This window comes from Bradyrhizobium ontarionense (assembly GCF_021088345.1).
Taxonomy (GTDB): domain Bacteria; phylum Pseudomonadota; class Alphaproteobacteria; order Rhizobiales; family Xanthobacteraceae; genus Bradyrhizobium; species Bradyrhizobium ontarionense.
The window spans coordinates 1,571,112-1,584,926 of record NZ_CP088156.1; the positions used below are offsets into that span (position 1 = coordinate 1,571,112).

16 protein-coding genes and 1 tRNA gene are annotated in these 13,815 nt (G+C 64.1%); 3 read left to right on the forward strand and 14 right to left on the reverse strand.

The window, feature by feature from the left end; translation table 11 throughout:
- Nucleotides 1-35: 35 nt before the first annotated feature.
- The 13 genes from nuoK to LQG66_RS07015 all read right to left on the reverse strand — a co-directional run bounded on the left by nuoK (nucleotide 36) and on the right by LQG66_RS07015 (nucleotide 10,770).
- Entirely contained in the window at nucleotides 36-344 is a 309-nt protein-coding gene (gene nuoK / locus LQG66_RS06955; protein ID WP_231324758.1) for an NADH-quinone oxidoreductase subunit NuoK, read from the reverse strand.
- Nucleotides 341-979 carry an NADH-quinone oxidoreductase subunit J gene (locus LQG66_RS06960; protein ID WP_231324760.1) on the reverse strand — a complete coding sequence of 213 codons (639 nt, stop codon included), beginning with the start codon at nucleotides 977-979 and terminating at the stop codon, nucleotides 341-343. Before LQG66_RS06960 ends, nuoK begins: the two co-directional genes overlap by 4 nt.
- Before the next feature lie 122 nt (nucleotides 980-1,101).
- A complete protein-coding gene (gene nuoI, locus LQG66_RS06965; RefSeq protein WP_231324762.1) occupies nucleotides 1,102-1,590 on the reverse strand; it encodes an NADH-quinone oxidoreductase subunit NuoI in 489 nt (162 codons plus the stop codon).
- Between the two features lie 7 nt (nucleotides 1,591-1,597).
- Nucleotides 1,598-2,668 carry an NADH-quinone oxidoreductase subunit NuoH gene (gene nuoH, locus LQG66_RS06970; RefSeq protein WP_231324764.1) on the reverse strand — a complete coding sequence of 357 codons (1,071 nt, stop codon included), beginning with the start codon at nucleotides 2,666-2,668 and terminating at the stop codon, nucleotides 1,598-1,600.
- Nucleotides 2,669-2,678: 10 nt separating this feature from the next.
- The gene (gene nuoG / locus LQG66_RS06975) at nucleotides 2,679-4,748 is read right to left on the reverse strand and encodes an NADH-quinone oxidoreductase subunit NuoG (protein WP_231324766.1); all 2,070 of its coding nucleotides are present in this window, start codon (nucleotides 4,746-4,748) and stop codon (nucleotides 2,679-2,681) included.
- A gap of 102 nt (nucleotides 4,749-4,850) precedes the next feature.
- Nucleotides 4,851-6,176, reverse strand: coding sequence for an NADH-quinone oxidoreductase subunit NuoF (gene nuoF / locus LQG66_RS06980; protein WP_231324768.1), 1,326 nt, complete (start codon nucleotides 6,174-6,176; stop codon nucleotides 4,851-4,853).
- Between the two features lie 22 nt (nucleotides 6,177-6,198).
- A complete protein-coding gene (locus LQG66_RS06985) occupies nucleotides 6,199-6,414 on the reverse strand; it encodes a hypothetical protein (RefSeq protein ID WP_231324770.1) in 216 nt (71 codons plus the stop codon).
- Nucleotides 6,411-7,022: an NADH-quinone oxidoreductase subunit NuoE gene (nuoE, locus tag LQG66_RS06990; protein WP_231324773.1), complete on the reverse strand. Its 612-nt coding sequence runs from the start codon at nucleotides 7,020-7,022 to the stop codon at nucleotides 6,411-6,413. The genes LQG66_RS06985 and nuoE overlap by 4 nt, the downstream gene beginning before the upstream one ends.
- A 14-nt stretch (nucleotides 7,023-7,036) precedes the next feature.
- Nucleotides 7,037-7,996, reverse strand: a complete 960-nt coding sequence (locus tag LQG66_RS06995; RefSeq protein ID WP_231324775.1) for an FkbM family methyltransferase — start codon at nucleotides 7,994-7,996, stop codon at nucleotides 7,037-7,039.
- Nucleotides 7,996-9,192 carry an NADH-quinone oxidoreductase subunit D gene (locus LQG66_RS07000; RefSeq protein ID WP_231324778.1) on the reverse strand — a complete coding sequence of 399 codons (1,197 nt, stop codon included), beginning with the start codon at nucleotides 9,190-9,192 and terminating at the stop codon, nucleotides 7,996-7,998. The genes LQG66_RS06995 and LQG66_RS07000 overlap by 1 nt, the downstream gene beginning before the upstream one ends.
- 14 nt (nucleotides 9,193-9,206) lie before the next feature.
- Nucleotides 9,207-9,812, reverse strand: a complete 606-nt coding sequence (locus LQG66_RS07005) for an NADH-quinone oxidoreductase subunit C (protein ID WP_231324780.1) — start codon at nucleotides 9,810-9,812, stop codon at nucleotides 9,207-9,209.
- A gap of 11 nt (nucleotides 9,813-9,823) precedes the next feature.
- Nucleotides 9,824-10,408, reverse strand: a complete 585-nt coding sequence (locus tag LQG66_RS07010) for a NuoB/complex I 20 kDa subunit family protein (protein WP_173424458.1) — start codon at nucleotides 10,406-10,408, stop codon at nucleotides 9,824-9,826.
- Nucleotides 10,405-10,770: an NADH-quinone oxidoreductase subunit A gene (locus LQG66_RS07015; RefSeq protein ID WP_008964559.1), complete on the reverse strand. Its 366-nt coding sequence runs from the start codon at nucleotides 10,768-10,770 to the stop codon at nucleotides 10,405-10,407. Before LQG66_RS07015 ends, LQG66_RS07010 begins: the two co-directional genes overlap by 4 nt.
- A 628-nt stretch (nucleotides 10,771-11,398) precedes the next feature.
- Here LQG66_RS07015 and LQG66_RS07020 point away from each other — a divergent pair.
- Nucleotides 11,399-11,596 (forward strand): hypothetical protein, encoded by a 198-nt coding sequence (locus LQG66_RS07020; protein ID WP_231324783.1) that lies wholly within the window; start codon nucleotides 11,399-11,401, stop codon nucleotides 11,594-11,596.
- 146 nt (nucleotides 11,597-11,742) lie between these two features.
- Here the strand turns inward: LQG66_RS07020 and LQG66_RS07025 are convergent.
- Nucleotides 11,743-11,819: transfer RNA gene (locus tag LQG66_RS07025), tRNA-Asp, on the reverse strand.
- 301 nt (nucleotides 11,820-12,120) lie between these two features.
- Here LQG66_RS07025 and LQG66_RS07030 point away from each other — a divergent pair.
- Both LQG66_RS07030 and pepT read left to right on the forward strand, forming a co-directional pair.
- The gene (locus LQG66_RS07030) at nucleotides 12,121-12,420 is read left to right on the forward strand and encodes an HU family DNA-binding protein (protein ID WP_231324786.1); all 300 of its coding nucleotides are present in this window, start codon (nucleotides 12,121-12,123) and stop codon (nucleotides 12,418-12,420) included.
- Nucleotides 12,421-12,518: 98 nt separating this feature from the next.
- Nucleotides 12,519-13,775 carry a peptidase T gene (gene pepT / locus LQG66_RS07035; RefSeq protein WP_231324789.1) on the forward strand — a complete coding sequence of 419 codons (1,257 nt, stop codon included), beginning with the start codon at nucleotides 12,519-12,521 and terminating at the stop codon, nucleotides 13,773-13,775.
- Nucleotides 13,776-13,815: the final 40 nt, after the last annotated feature.

The window sequence follows — 13,815 nt, forward strand, 5'->3', positions numbered from 1 at the left end:
GCGAGCCGGCCCCCACTTGTGCGGATCATGCGCCCTTAGCCCTTCATCAGATTGACGTCTTCGACCGCGATCGAGCCGCGGTTGCGGAAGTAGACCACCAGCACGGCAAGGCCGATCGCGGCCTCCGCCGCCGCGACCGTCAGCACCAACAGCGCGAACACCTGCCCGACGATGTCGCCGAGGAAGGTCGAGAACGCCACCAGGTTGATGTTGACGGCGAGCAGGATCAGCTCGATCGACATCAGGATGACGATGATGTTCTTGCGGTTCAGGAAGATGCCGAGGATGCCGAGCGTGAACAGCATTGCGGCGACCGAGAGATAATGTCCGAGTCCGATGGTCATTTCACCCACTCCGCCGCGTCCGCATCCTGCAGGCCCTGGCCGACCGCGACCTTGCGCATCGCCATCGCCATCTCGGGTGTGCGCGCGTTCTGGACGTTGATGTCCTGGCGCTTCACGTTGGCCTTGTGACGCAGCGTCAGCACGATCGCGCCGATCATCGCCACCAGCAGGATCATGCCCGACAGCTGGAAGTAATGGATGTACTTCGTGTAGAGCACGAGGCCGAGCGCCTCGGTGTTGGTGACGTTGGTCGGGATCGCCGCCGTGATCGCCTTCGGCGCCGTCGGATTGATGACCCAGTACGACACGGTGAGCAGCAGCTCGAACAGGAAGATGCCGCCGATGACGAGGCCGATCGGCATGTACTGCAGGAAGCCCTCGCGGAGCTCGGTGAAGTCGACATCGAGCATCATGATCACGAACAGGAAGAGCACCGCGACCGCGCCGACATAGACGACGACCAGGATCATCGCCAGGAATTCAGCCCCCATCAGCACGAACAGGCCGGAGGCGTTGACGAAGGCGAGGATCAAAAAGAGCACGGAATGAACGGGGTTCTTCGAGACGATCACCATCACGGCCGAAGCCACGCAGACCGCCGCAAAAAGGTAGAAGAAGAGCGCTGGAAGGATCATCGTCAATGCTCCGTCATTCCGGGGCGCGCGAAGCGCGAACCCGGAATCTCGAGATTCCGGGTCTGGTCCTTCGGACCATCCCGGAATGACGCGTGGGATTCAGAGGGGATCATCGGACGGCCTCAGCGGTACGGCGCGTCAAGCGCGATGGCTTTGGAGATCTCGCGCTCCCAGCGGTCGCCGTTCGCGAGCAGCTTGGCCTTGTCATAGTAGAGCTCCTCGCGGGTCTCGGTCGCGAACTCGAAGTTCGGTCCCTCGACGATCGCGTCCACCGGACAGGCTTCCTGGCACAGGCCGCAATAGATGCACTTCACCATGTCGATGTCGTAGCGCACCGTGCGGCGGGTACCATCGTTGCGGCGCGGACCGGCCTCGATCGTGATCGCCTGCGCCGGGCAGACGGCTTCGCACAGCTTGCAGGCGATGCAGCGCTCCTCGCCATTCGGGTAGCGGCGCAGTGCGTGCTCGCCGCGGAAGCGCGGCGAGATCGGCCCCTTCTCGAACGGATAGTTCAGCGTCGGCTTGGGCTGGAAGAAATAGCGCATCGCGAGGAAGAATGCGGATACGAATTCCTGCAGCAGCAAGGACCGGCCAATGGCGGTGATGTTCATGACAGCCTCATTTCGGCGCGATGCCGGCGAAGTGCAGCACGCCCGCGACGATCACCACCATGACCAGTGACAGCGGCAGGAACACTTTCCAGCCCAGGCGCATCAACTGGTCGTAGCGGTAGCGCGGCACGATCGCTTTCGCCATCGCGATCAGGAAGAACATGAAGAACAGCTTGAGCGCGAACCAGATGACGCCCGGCACCCAGTTGAACGGCGGCAGGTCGATCGGCGGCAGCCAGCCGCCCAGGAACAGGATGGTGGCCAGGGCGCACATCGTGGTGATCGCGACGTACTCGCCGAGCATGAACAGCAGGTACGGCGTCGAGCCGTACTCGACCATGAAGCCGGCGACGAGCTCGGACTCCGCCTCGACGAGATCGAACGGCGGGCGATTGGTCTCGGCCAGCGCGGAGACGTAGAACACCACGAACATCGGAAACAGCGGCCAGACGTACCAGTTCAGGATCGTCAGCTGCGGCAGGCCGATCAGGCTGGCGAGACCCCGGGCATGCTGCGCCTCGACCACGGCCGACAGGTTCAGCGTGCCGGCACACAGCAGCACGGTAATGATGACGAAACCGATCGAGACCTCGTAGGACACCATCTGCGCCGCCGAGCGCAGCGCGGCCAGGAACGGGTATTTCGAGTTCGACGACCAGCCGGCCATGATGATGCCGTAGATCGACAGCGACGAGATCGCGAAGATGAAGAGGACGCCGACATTGATGTCGGCGATCGCCCAGCCGAGATTGGTCGGGATCACCGCCCAGGCTGCCAGCGCCAGCACGCACGACACCAGCGGTGCCAGCAGGAACACGCCCTTGTTGGCGCCCGCCGGAATGATCGGCTCCTTGAGCACGAATTTGAGCAGGTCGGCGAAGGACTGGAACAGGCCCCAGGGGCCGACCACGTTGGGACCGCGCCGGATCTGCACGGCTGCCCAGATCTTGCGGTCGGCCAGCAGGATGTAGGCGATCGCGACCAGAAGGAGGACGAGCAGCAGGACGCTCTCCGCGACCATGATGATCAGCGGCCAGAGAAAGCCGGTCCAGAACGAGCTTGCGAAGAAATCAGCCATCAGGTCACGCTCACTCCGCTGCCGTCAGCATCTGCCCGGAGGCAAGACGGGAACATTCCGCCATGACCGCCGAGGCGCGCGCGATCGGGTTGGTGAGATAGAAGTCTTCGATCAGGGACTTGAACGGTGCCTTCTCCAGGCTGCCGCCCTTGGCCGCGAGCGTCTTGATGTCGGCGAGCTTGCCGGCCTCGATCTGATCGAGCCGGCCGAGATGCGGCGCGGCCGTGACGACCGCCGCGCGCAGTGCGGCCAGCGAGTCATAGGGCAGCTTCTTGCTCAGCACGTCCGACAGAGCACGGATGATCGCCCAGTCCTCGCGCGCCTCTCCCGGCGGGAACGAGGCGCGGCCCGTCGTCTGCGCCCTGCCCTCGGTGTTGACGTAGATGCCGGACTTCTCGGTATAGGCAGCGCCCGGAAGAATGACGTCGGCGCGATGCGCGCCGCGGTCGCCATGGGTGCCGATGTAGACGACGAAAACGCCCTCGGGCACCTCGACCTCGTCGGCGCCCAGCAGGAACATGACGTCCATCGTGCCGAAGGTCGTCATCTGCGCCGCGGTCAGACCGGTGCCGTTGAAGCCGATGTCGAGCGCGCCGACCCGCGATGCGGTGTCGTGCAGCACGGCGAAACCGTTCCAGTCCTCGCGCACGGCGTTGACGTCCATCGCGATCTTGGCCGCGAGCGACAGGATCGCCGCACCGTCATGGCGCGAGGCTGCGCCGGAGCCAACCAGCACGATCGGGTTCTTGGCGTTGCGGAACGTGGTCGCGAAGGAATGCTTGCCCGCGGCCACGTCGCTCAAGGAGTCGGTGCCGGCGCCGATGTGCTCGTAAGCATAGGTCAGGTCGACCTTCGGTCCGACCAGGCCAACCTTGAGCTGACCCGACCGCCAGCGCTTACGGATGCGGGCGTTGAGCACGGCCGCTTCCCTGCGCGGATTGGCACCGACGATCAGGATCGCATCGGCCTGTTCGATCCCGGCAATGGTCGGGTTGAAGATGTAGGACGCGCGGCCGGCCTTGGCGTCGAAGCTGTCGCCGCCCTGCACCGCGACGTTAGTCGAGCCGAGCTTGGCGAGCAGATCCTTGAGCGCGAACATCTCCTCGACTGCCGCAAGATCGCCGGCAATGGCGCCGATGCGCTTGCCGTCGATGCGCGCAAGCTTCGTGGCGATCGCCTTGAACGCCTCAGGCCACGACGCCGCGCGCAGCTTGCCGTCCTCGCGGACATAGGGACGGTCGAGGCGCTGAGTGCGCAGGCCGTCGACGACGTGCCGGGTCTTGTCCGAGATCCACTCCTCGTTCACGCTGTCATTGATGCGCGGCAGGATGCGCATCACCTCACGGCCGCGGGTGTCGACCCGGATCGCGGAGCCGACGCCATCCATCACGTCAATGGACTGCGTCTTGCCGAGCTCCCAGGGACGTGCCGCGAAGGCATAGGGCTTGGAGGTCAGCGCGCCCACCGGGCAGATGTCGACCAGATTGCCCTGCAGCTCCGAGCTCAGCGCCTGCTCGAGATAGGTGGTGATCTCCATGTCCTCGCCGCGGCCGGTCGCGCCCATTTCCGGCACGCCGCAGACTTCCGCCGAGAAGCGCACGCAGCGGGTGCACTGGATGCAGCGGTTCATCGAGGTCTTGACCAGCGCGCCGAGATATTTGTCCTCGACCGCGCGCTTGTTCTCGGCGAAGCGGCTGGTGTCGACACCATAGCCCATCGCCTGGTCCTGCAGGTCGCATTCGCCGCCCTGGTCGCAGATCGGGCAGTCCAGCGGATGGTTGATCAGAAGGAATTCCATCACGCCTTCGCGCGCCTTCTTGACCATCGGCGACCGCGTCGAGATCTCCGGCGGCTCGCCCTTCGGGCCCGGCCGGCAGTCACGCACGCCCCAGGCGCAGCTCGCGACCGGCTTCGGTCCGCCCTTCACCTCGACCAGACACATCCGGCAGTTGCCGGCGATCGACAGCCGCTCATGATAGCAGAAGCGCGGAATCTCGGCGCCGGCCGCCTCGCACGCCTGCAGCAGCGTGTACTCCGGCGGCACATCGATCTCTTTGCCATCGATGATGATCTTGGTCATTGCCTCACATCTCTCTCAAACCACGGACCACCGCACCGTCGCGCGCCCGAGGGGCGCGACAGGTGCGAGGGAAATCTTGCTGGCCGCGACGACCGCCATCGCCTACTCCGCCGCCACCATGTGCTCGGGATCGCGCACGCCGACGTCGTCGATATCAGCCTTGTGCGAATATTGGTCGATCCGCGCCTCGATCTCGTGCCGGAAATGCGTGATCAGGCCCTGGATCGGCCAAGCCGCGGCGTCACCCAGCGCGCAGATCGTATGCCCTTCGATCTGCTTGGTGACCTCCAGCAGCATGTCGATCTCGCGCTTGTGCGCGCGGCCCTCGGCCATGCGGGTCAGCACGCGCCACATCCAGCCGGTGCCCTCGCGGCACGGCGTGCACTGGCCGCAGCTCTCGTGCTTGTAGAAATAGGAGATGCGCGCGATCGCCCGGATCAGGTCGGTCGACTTGTCCATCACGATCACGGCCGCGGTGCCGAGGCCCGAACGCAGCTTGGACAGGCTGTCGAAATCCATCGGCGTGTCGATGATCTGGTCGGCCGGCACCATGCGCACCGACGAACCGCCGGGGATGACGGCCTTGAGATTGTCCCAACCGCCGCGGATGCCGCCGCAATGCTTCTCGATCAGCTCGCGGAACGGAATGCCCATCGCCTCTTCGACGTTGCAGGGCCGCTCGACGTGACCGGAGATGCAGAACAGCTTGGTACCGACATTGTTCGGACGACCGATGCCGGCGAACCAGGAGGCACCGCGGCGCAGGATGGTCGGCGCGACCGCGATCGATTCGACATTGTTGACCGTGGTCGGGCAACCATAAAGGCCGACATTGGCCGGGAACGGCGGCTTCAGCCGCGGCTGGCCCTTCTTGCCTTCGAGGCTCTCGAGCAGCGCGGTCTCCTCGCCGCAGATATAGGCGCCGGCGCCGTGGGCGACGTAGATGTCGAACGGCCAGCCGTGGATATTGTCCTTGCCGACCAGCTTGGCCTCATAGGCCTGGTCGATCGCCGCCTGCAGATGCTCCCGCTCACGGATGAACTCGCCGCGCACATAGATGTAGCAGGCATGCGCATTCATCGCGAAGCTGGCGAGCAGGCAGCCTTCGACCAGATGATGCGGATCGTGCCGCATGATCTCGCGATCCTTGCAGGTGCCAGGCTCGGACTCGTCGGCGTTGACCACCAGGTAGCTCGGCCGGCCGTCGGTCGATTCCTTCGGCATGAACGACCATTTCAGGCCGGTCGGAAATCCGGCGCCGCCGCGGCCACGCAGGCCCGAGGCCTTCATCTCGCTGATGATCCAGTCGCGGCCCTGCTCGATCAGCCCCTTGGTGCCGTCCCAGCTGCCGCGGCGGCGTGCGCCTTCGAGGCCCCAATCGTGGAGGCCGTACAGGTTGGTGAAGATGCGGTCCTTGTCGTCGAGCATGATCAGACGGCTTCCTCGGATGTCAACGGTTCGACTGCATGGTGGCGATGAAGGCGGCACAGCCGCCGAATACCAGCGCCCACAGCAGACTGGACTCCAGCGTCGCGTTGAGCGCGAAACGCTGCAGCACGAAGATGAAAGCGGCGGCTGCGGTCGTATGCAGTGCCACGTAGCGCCAGTTCTTCATCGCGGCGCCCTCTTGGGTCAGGGCCGCAACGCGGATGCGATTGCGGCTCATGTCTTCTCCTTCAGCGTGGTCGGACCGCCGGCCGGCGCCGAGAACTGGCGGCCGTTCTGCGGGCCGGGCGTCGGCAGATTGCCGGTCGCGAATCCGTCGAGCACCTTGCCGAAGCTTTCCGGCGTCAGGTCCTCATAGGTATCCTTCCAGATCTGCACCATCGGCGCATTCACGCAGGCGCCCAGGCACTCGACCTCTTCCCAGCTGAACTCGCCGTCCTTCGACAGATGGAAGGGGTCGTGATGAATGCGATGCTTGCAGACCTCGATCAGTTCCTCGGCGCCGCGCAACCGGCACGGCGTCGTGCCGCAGACCTGCACATGCGCCTTCTTGCCGACCGGCTGCAGCTGGAACATCGTGTAGAAGGTCGCCACCTCGAGCACGCGGATGTAGGGCATGCCGAGCATGTCGGCGACCACGCGGATCGCGGCCTCGGACACCCAGCCATCGCTCTGCTCCTGCGCGCGCCACAGGATCGCGATCACCGCCGAGGCCTGGCGTCCGTCGGGATATTTCGCGATCTGGGCCTTGGCGAAGGCAAGATTTTCATCCGTGAACGCAAAGCTCGCGGGCTGGACTTCCTTCGGGGCAAGACGGCGGACGGACATGGCTCTTCAGTCTTTCATTGCATGCGGCGCGCGGCGTCTGCATTGAGCGCTGCGACGCGATTCTGCCAGAAGGCACTTGCGGTACCGAACACATTATAGCCGACGTGAGCGGACACCTTGATGCGGTCGAGGATCGACAGTTCGGTCACGGTCTCGAAGCGGCGGCTCGAGGGATCGTAGACCATCAGCTGCATCGGCGTCTGATCGAGGATATAGCGCGACACCGTATGATTGCGGTCCTGGCCGTGCTCCTCGCACAGAATCATGCTGTCGGTCGCAAGCAGCCGCGTACCGCCCCTGATCGCCTCGATCTCGACGCCCTCGACGTCGAGCTTGACGAGATATTTGCCGGTACCCTGCACCCTGCCGTCTTCGATCAGATCATCGAGCGCCATGACGGGCACCTGCTCGCCGCCCGCGCCGCCGCCCGCAATGCTGAACGCCTCGTGCTTGGTCCCGGTCAGATGCGCCGTTCCGCGGGCAGCGCCGATCGCGCACTTCATCACCTCGAAGCGGCCGGCATTGATCTTGGCGTTGTTGGCGAGCTTGGCGAAGTTCGCCGCGGACGGCTCGATCGCGATCGCCTTGTGCGAACCATAGGGCGCGCTCGACACCAGCACCGACCAGTAGCCGTAATTGGCGCCGCCATCGATGAAGGTGTAGTCGACATCGATCGTGCCGAGGAACAGGAGCTCGAGTTCGTCCTCGTAGTGGTAGGCGCGGTTGAGCAGCTTGCTCCAGTAGCCATCGCCGTAGGGAAACTCGAACACGGCATCCGAGTTGAGCTTGATCGCAATGTCGCGCTCCGGCAACGTCATCCGCAGCAGATTGGCGCAGCGATTGTAGCCGCGATGTGCAAAGTGCGACGAGATCTTCGAGCCGGTTGCCAGCGCCAATGCAGCCGTGCGCTCCCAGAGATTCGCTCCTTCGAGCGCCCCGGAAGCACGATCAAACTGGATCGGCGCCTGGCCCATCAGCGGTCGACCTCTCCGAACACGATGTCGAGCGAGCCGAGAATGGCGGAGACGTCGGCGAGCAGATGGCCGCGGCAGATGAAATCCATCGCCTGCAGATGCGCGAAGCCCGGCGCACGGATCTTACACTTGTAAGGCTTGTTGCTGCCGTCGGCGACGAGATAGACGCCGAACTCCCCCTTCGGCGCCTCGACCGCGGCATAGACCTCGCCGGCCGGCACGTGCACGCCTTCGGTGTAGAGCTTGAAGTGGTGGATCAGCGCTTCCATCGAGCGCTTCATCTCGCCACGGCGCGGCGGCGTGATCTTGTTATCGGCAATGACGACCGGCCCCTGCCCGTCGGGCGCGCGCAGCTTGGCGATGCACTGCTTCATGATGCGCACGGACTGGCGCATCTCTTCCATGCGGATCAGGTAGCGATCGTAGCAGTCGCCGTTCTTGCCGATCGGAATATCGAAATCCATCTCGGCGTAGCACTCATAAGGCTGCGCCTTGCGCAGATCCCAGGCTGCGCCCGAGCCGCGTACCATGACGCCGGAGAAGCCCCACTCCCAGGCCTGCTTCAGCGTGATGACGCCGATATCGACGTTGCGCTGCTTGAAGATGCGGTTGCCGGTCAGCAGCCGGTCGAGATCGTCCACCACCTTGAGGAACGGATCGCACCAGGCATCGATGTCGTCGATCAGCTTCGTCGGCAGGTCCTGATGCACGCCGCCGATGCGGAAATAGGCCGCATGCATGCGGGAGCCCGAGGCGCGCTCATAGAACACCATCAGCTTCTCGCGCTCCTCGAAGCCCCACAGCGGCGGGGTCAGCGCGCCGACATCCATCGCCTGCGTGGTGACGTTGAGGAGGTGCGACAGGATGCGACCGATCTCGCAATAGAGCACGCGGATCAGCTGGCCGCGGCGCGGCACCTCGATGCCGAGCAGCTTCTCCGCCGCAAGGCAGAACGCGTGCTCCTGGTTCATCGGCGCGACATAGTCGAGCCGATCGAAATAGGGAATCGCCTGCAGGTAGGTCTTGGTCTCGATCAGCTTCTCGGTACCGCGATGCAGGAGACCGATGTGCGGATCGACCCGCTCGACGACCTCGCCATCGAGTTCCAGCACCAGGCGCAGCACGCCGTGCGCCGCCGGATGCTGCGGACCGAAGTTGATGGTGAAGTTGCGGAGTGCCGGGCTCTGCTCGTTCATGCTCGCGCTCCCACTCACTTCGTGACTTTCTCGTCGCCCGGCAGCGGATAGTCCGCGCCCTCCCAGGGCGAGAGGAAATCGAACTTGCGGAATTCCTGGTTGAGCCGCACCGGCTCGTACACCACGCGCTTCTCCTGATCGTCGTAGCGCACCTCGACGAAGCCGGTGGTCGGGAAGTCCTTGCGCAGCGGATGGCCGTCGAAGCCGTAGTCCGTCAAGAGCCGGCGCATGTCGGGATGGCCGACGAAGATCACGCCATAGAGGTCATACGTCTCGCGCTCGAACCAGTCGGCACCGGGAAACACCTCGATGATCGAGGGCACCTGCGTGGTCTCGTCGGCCTCGGCCTTGAGACGAATCCGGGTGTTCAGCGTCGGCGACAGCAGGTGGTAGACGACATCGAAGCGCTTCGCGCGCTCCGGGTAGTCGACCGCCGTAATGTCGGTGAAGTTGATGAAACGGCAGGCCGCATCATCACGCAAATGTTTGACGACATCGACGATCCGGCCCGGCTCCACGTTCACCGTGAGCTGATTGAACGCGATCGAATACCCGATCGCCGCGCCCGGAAGCGCGCTCACGATCGTCTGCCCAAGGGCGTCGAGCCTGCCGTCGTCCATGCGAAAAACCTTCAGCGTTCGATCGTGCCGGTGCGCCGGATCTTCTTCTGCAACAGCAGAACACCGTACAGCAGCGCTTCCGCGGTGGGCGGACAGCCGGGGACATAGATATCAATGGGAACGATGCGGTCGCAGCCGCGGACCACCGAATAGGAATAGTGATAGTAGCCGCCGCCGTTGGCGCACGAGCCCATCGAGATGACGTAGCGCGGCTCGGGCATCTGGTCGTAGACCTTGCGCAGCGCCGGCGCCATTTTATTGGTCAGGGTGCCTGCCACGATCATCACGTCCGACTGGCGCGGCGAAGCACGCGGCGCGAAGCCGAAACGCTCGACGTCGTAGCGCGGCATCGAGACCTGCATCATCTCGACCGCGCAACAGGCGAGGCCGAACGTCATCCACATCAGGGACCCGGTGCGAGCCCACGTGATCAGATCGTCGGCGGTGGCGACGAAGAATCCCTTGTCCGACAGTTCGTGCCTGACCTCGAGGAAATATGGGTCGTTGGCACCGATCGGCCTGCCGGTCGCGGGATCGAGAATGCCCTTCGGGGCCGGAGCGATAGCCGGCCCGGTCGAGGACGTGGTCGGGCTCAATCCCATTCAAGCGCGCCTTTCTTCCATTCGTAGGCAAACCCGACCGTCAGCACGGCCAGGAACACCAGCATCGACCAGAAGCCGGCCGCGCCGAGCTTGCCGAATGCCACTGCCCAGGGGAACAGGAAGGCGACTTCGAGGTCGAAGATGATGAAAAGGATGGCAACCAGATAGAAGCGGACGTCGAACTTCATGCGCGCGTCATCAAACGCGTTGAACCCGCATTCGTACGCGGAGAGCTTCTCGGGATCGGGCTGCTGGTAGGCGACCAGGAAGGGCGCGATCAGCAGCACCACCCCGATGATGGCTGCGACACCTATGAACACGACGAGGGGGAGATAATTCTGGAGGATGCCGGTCATCGGCGCCACTTTCCTCTGCGGTTTCGGTGCGGACCGCAGACTCGTTGCATTGGAATTGTTCTGAGCCTTAGCGCAGCGCACCAAGCCGCGCAAGACGAGCCGTCTCGCCGCCGCCATCCCTCCCCACATTGCGGAAATCCGGACACACAGCGGACGGCCGCCCGCTCGAAGATGCATTCGCGCTGCGCATCGCAGACCCGCACCACTACGGTGTCGGACAGACATCGATCGAGCCGAGCATGGCGGTGCGATCGCGAGCACGCACAGCGTTGTGCGCAGGGCAGAGCCGGTCGGAGATGGAGTGCGAATCGGCGATCAGCTTGGGAAGCGACCTGTGGACCCTGGCGGTGCGCTCCCGGCATTCAACCAAGTGGTGATTAAGCGCTGTCGGATCAAGCTCATCGGAAAGGCTCGGGCGTACATGCAGCCGTGCCGATCCGCAGCTGGGCGACGCCGCAGCGCGGGCGTGATCGCGATGGGTCGGAGGGCGCGCCACTTACTCTCGATTGCCGAGACGGGTCCTGCAACCGATGAAACCATTTTGAGGAAACGAAGAAACGGGATCGAAACAAAGAGGCGGTAGATGTCCTGGCAACAAAGTGGCGCTCTGAGACGCCGGGAGGCTGACATGAACCACTCGCTCCATTCCGCCGATCGCTCCACCCACCTGAAGATCGTGGTGGTGGCTCTGGTTGCCGGCATCGCCGTGATGGCTTTCGGGATCGCGGCCCGCACGAACGCTGATGGCAGCCAGACGGCCGCGCACGTCGTCAAGGCCGGCAAGCCGGTTGTCGTGACCAGTTCCGCCGATTCGATGGTCCGCTGAGCGGGATCGCTCACCTCTCTCCGAGATGCCCTCCAGGCCGCCGGTTGGCGGCCTTTTGCGTTGGCCATGCGCTATTCCGGGGCGCGCGCTGGCGGCGCCGAGGATAGATGCAGATAAGGCGTGTGAGGGTGCTAAGCCATTGAAAATGGCGCGAGAGACGGGGCTCGAACCCGCGACCTCCGGCGTGACAGGCCGGCGCTCTAACCAACTGAGCTACTCCCGCGTGATCGCGAAATCCGCGGAGGCCTGCGACTTAAAGGGGCGATGTTTCGAAGTCAAGGACAATGAACCCACGCCTGTGGGAAGTCCTTGATGAGACGTCAATCGCCACGCACGACCGCCTCCCAGGCGGCACAGATGCCTCTCACCGACCAATTGATGAGGACTGCCAGATCTTACTGCCAGGTTTTGATGAGCCAAGGCGCGGTTTCGACCGTATCTTTCAGGCTCCGGTCCCATTGCCAGCCCGACGCTCGGGCGGCGCGCCGCCGAGCGTCGGCAGGAAGACACGAAGGAAGCCGGGCATGGCAAAACGTGCGGCACGTCCGATCACCGTCACATTGAAGCATCTGGCCGCGGCCGCCGCCGAGGAGCATGGGCTGACGAAAAAGCAGGTCGAGGAGATCCTCACCGGGACCGTCGCGCGTATCGCGCGCCATCTGCGCAAGGGAGACAAGGTCCGAATCGTCGGTCTCGGCATCCTGCAGGTCCGCAGGCGCGCCGCCCGCACCGGTCGCAACCCCGCCACGGGCGAGGCCGTACCGATCAAGGCGACCCGAAAGGTGGGATTCCGGGCCGCCAAGGAGCTGGCGGACGCCATTTGATGTGGAACTTGAGGTCATCTCGGTTCCAACTCCAGGCATTTGATATATTAATATATGTTACTTGACGGTAATATGATCCCTCTTACCTCGTGGTGCCTATGTCCGACCAGCTTCTCAGCTTCACCCATACCGTCACCGAGCGCTTTCTTCGCTACGTCGTGATCGACACTCAGTCAGACCCGACGTCCCCGACCTGCCCCTCCACCATGAAACAGAAGAACCTCGGCCGCCTGCTCGCGGCCGAACTGCAGGCGATGGGCCTGTCGGACGCCCATCTCGACGAGCACGGCTACGTCTATGCGACGATCCCGGCCAACACCGACAAGCGCGTGCCGGTGATCTGCTTCTGCTCACACATGGACACATCGCCCGACTGCTCCGGCGCCGACGTGAAGCCGCAGATCGTGCGCAGCTATCAGGGCGGCGACCTCGTGCTGCCGGGCGATCCGAGCCAGGTGATTCGCGCGGCCGAGCATCCTGCTCTGAAGGATCAGATCGGCAACGACATCGTCACGTCAGACGGCACGACGCTGCTCGGGGCCGACAACAAGGCCGGGATCGCCGAGATCATGGACGCAGCATTATTCCTGATCAGCAATCCGCACATCAAACACGGCACGATCAAGATCCTGTTCACGCCGGACGAGGAAATCGGCCGCGGCGTCGACCGGGTCGACCTGAAGAAACTCGGCGCCGAGTACGGCTACACGATGGACGGCGAGACCGCCGGCAATATCGAGGACGAGACCTTCTCCGCCGACGGCGCCACGATCATCATCACCGGTGTCAGCGCCCATCCCGGCTTTGCCAAGGGCAAGATGGAGCACGCGATCAAGATCGCATCCGCCATCGTCGAGCGGCTGCCCAAGGACACCTGCTCGCCGGAGACGACCGAGGGCAAGGAGGGCTTCCTGCATCCGGTCGCCATCTCGGGCGGGCTCGAACAGGCGCGGCTCGACTTCATCGTGCGCGATTTCAGCGAGCAGGGATTGCGCCAGAAGGAGGCGCTGCTCGAGGACACCGTCAGGGACGTGATGAAGGACTATCCGCACTCCAGCTACCGGATGGAGGTCAAGGCGCAATACCGCAACATGAAGGAAGTCATCGATCTCCATCCGGAGATCGTGATCTATGCCGAGGATGCGATCCGCCGCGCCGGACTGACGCCGGTCAGGTCGTCCATCCGCGGCGGCACCGATGGCTCGCGCTTGTCCTTCATGGGACTGCCCTGCCCCAACATCTTTGCCGGCGAGCATGCCTTCCACTCGCGCCTCGAATGGGTGAGCATCCGCGACATGGAGAAGGCGGTCCAGACCATCGTGCATCTGGCCATGATCTGGGAGGAGCGTGCCTGACGCACGCTCCGTTCCGCAGCGCACTCGCTTGCAGATTCCG

Excerpts from the sequence above, each read along its gene's own strand:
- nuoK (WP_231324758.1), bottom strand. The coding sequence starts at position 344 with ATGACCATCGGACTCGGACATTATCTCTCGGTCGCCGCAATGCTGTTC.
- LQG66_RS06960 (WP_231324760.1), bottom strand. The coding sequence starts at position 979 with ATGATCCTTCCAGCGCTCTTCTTCTACCTTTTTGCGGCGGTCTGCGTG.
- nuoI (WP_231324762.1), bottom strand. The coding sequence starts at position 1,590 with ATGAACATCACCGCCATTGGCCGGTCCTTGCTGCTGCAGGAATTCGTA.
- nuoH (WP_231324764.1), bottom strand. The coding sequence starts at position 2,668 with ATGGCTGATTTCTTCGCAAGCTCGTTCTGGACCGGCTTTCTCTGGCCG.
- nuoG (WP_231324766.1), bottom strand. The coding sequence starts at position 4,748 with ATGACCAAGATCATCATCGATGGCAAAGAGATCGATGTGCCGCCGGAG.
- nuoF (WP_231324768.1), bottom strand. The coding sequence starts at position 6,176 with ATGCTCGACGACAAGGACCGCATCTTCACCAACCTGTACGGCCTCCAC.
- LQG66_RS06985 (WP_231324770.1), bottom strand. The coding sequence starts at position 6,414 with ATGAGCCGCAATCGCATCCGCGTTGCGGCCCTGACCCAAGAGGGCGCC.
- nuoE (WP_231324773.1), bottom strand. The coding sequence starts at position 7,022 with ATGTCCGTCCGCCGTCTTGCCCCGAAGGAAGTCCAGCCCGCGAGCTTT.
- LQG66_RS06995 (WP_231324775.1), bottom strand. The coding sequence starts at position 7,996 with ATGGGCCAGGCGCCGATCCAGTTTGATCGTGCTTCCGGGGCGCTCGAA.
- LQG66_RS07000 (WP_231324778.1), bottom strand. The coding sequence starts at position 9,192 with ATGAACGAGCAGAGCCCGGCACTCCGCAACTTCACCATCAACTTCGGT.
- LQG66_RS07005 (WP_231324780.1), bottom strand. The coding sequence starts at position 9,812 with ATGGACGACGGCAGGCTCGACGCCCTTGGGCAGACGATCGTGAGCGCG.
- LQG66_RS07015 (WP_008964559.1), bottom strand. The coding sequence starts at position 10,770 with ATGACCGGCATCCTCCAGAATTATCTCCCCCTCGTCGTGTTCATAGGT.
- LQG66_RS07020 (WP_231324783.1), top strand. The coding sequence starts at position 11,399 with ATGAACCACTCGCTCCATTCCGCCGATCGCTCCACCCACCTGAAGATC.
- LQG66_RS07030 (WP_231324786.1), top strand. The coding sequence starts at position 12,121 with ATGGCAAAACGTGCGGCACGTCCGATCACCGTCACATTGAAGCATCTG.
- pepT (WP_231324789.1), top strand. The coding sequence starts at position 12,519 with ATGTCCGACCAGCTTCTCAGCTTCACCCATACCGTCACCGAGCGCTTT.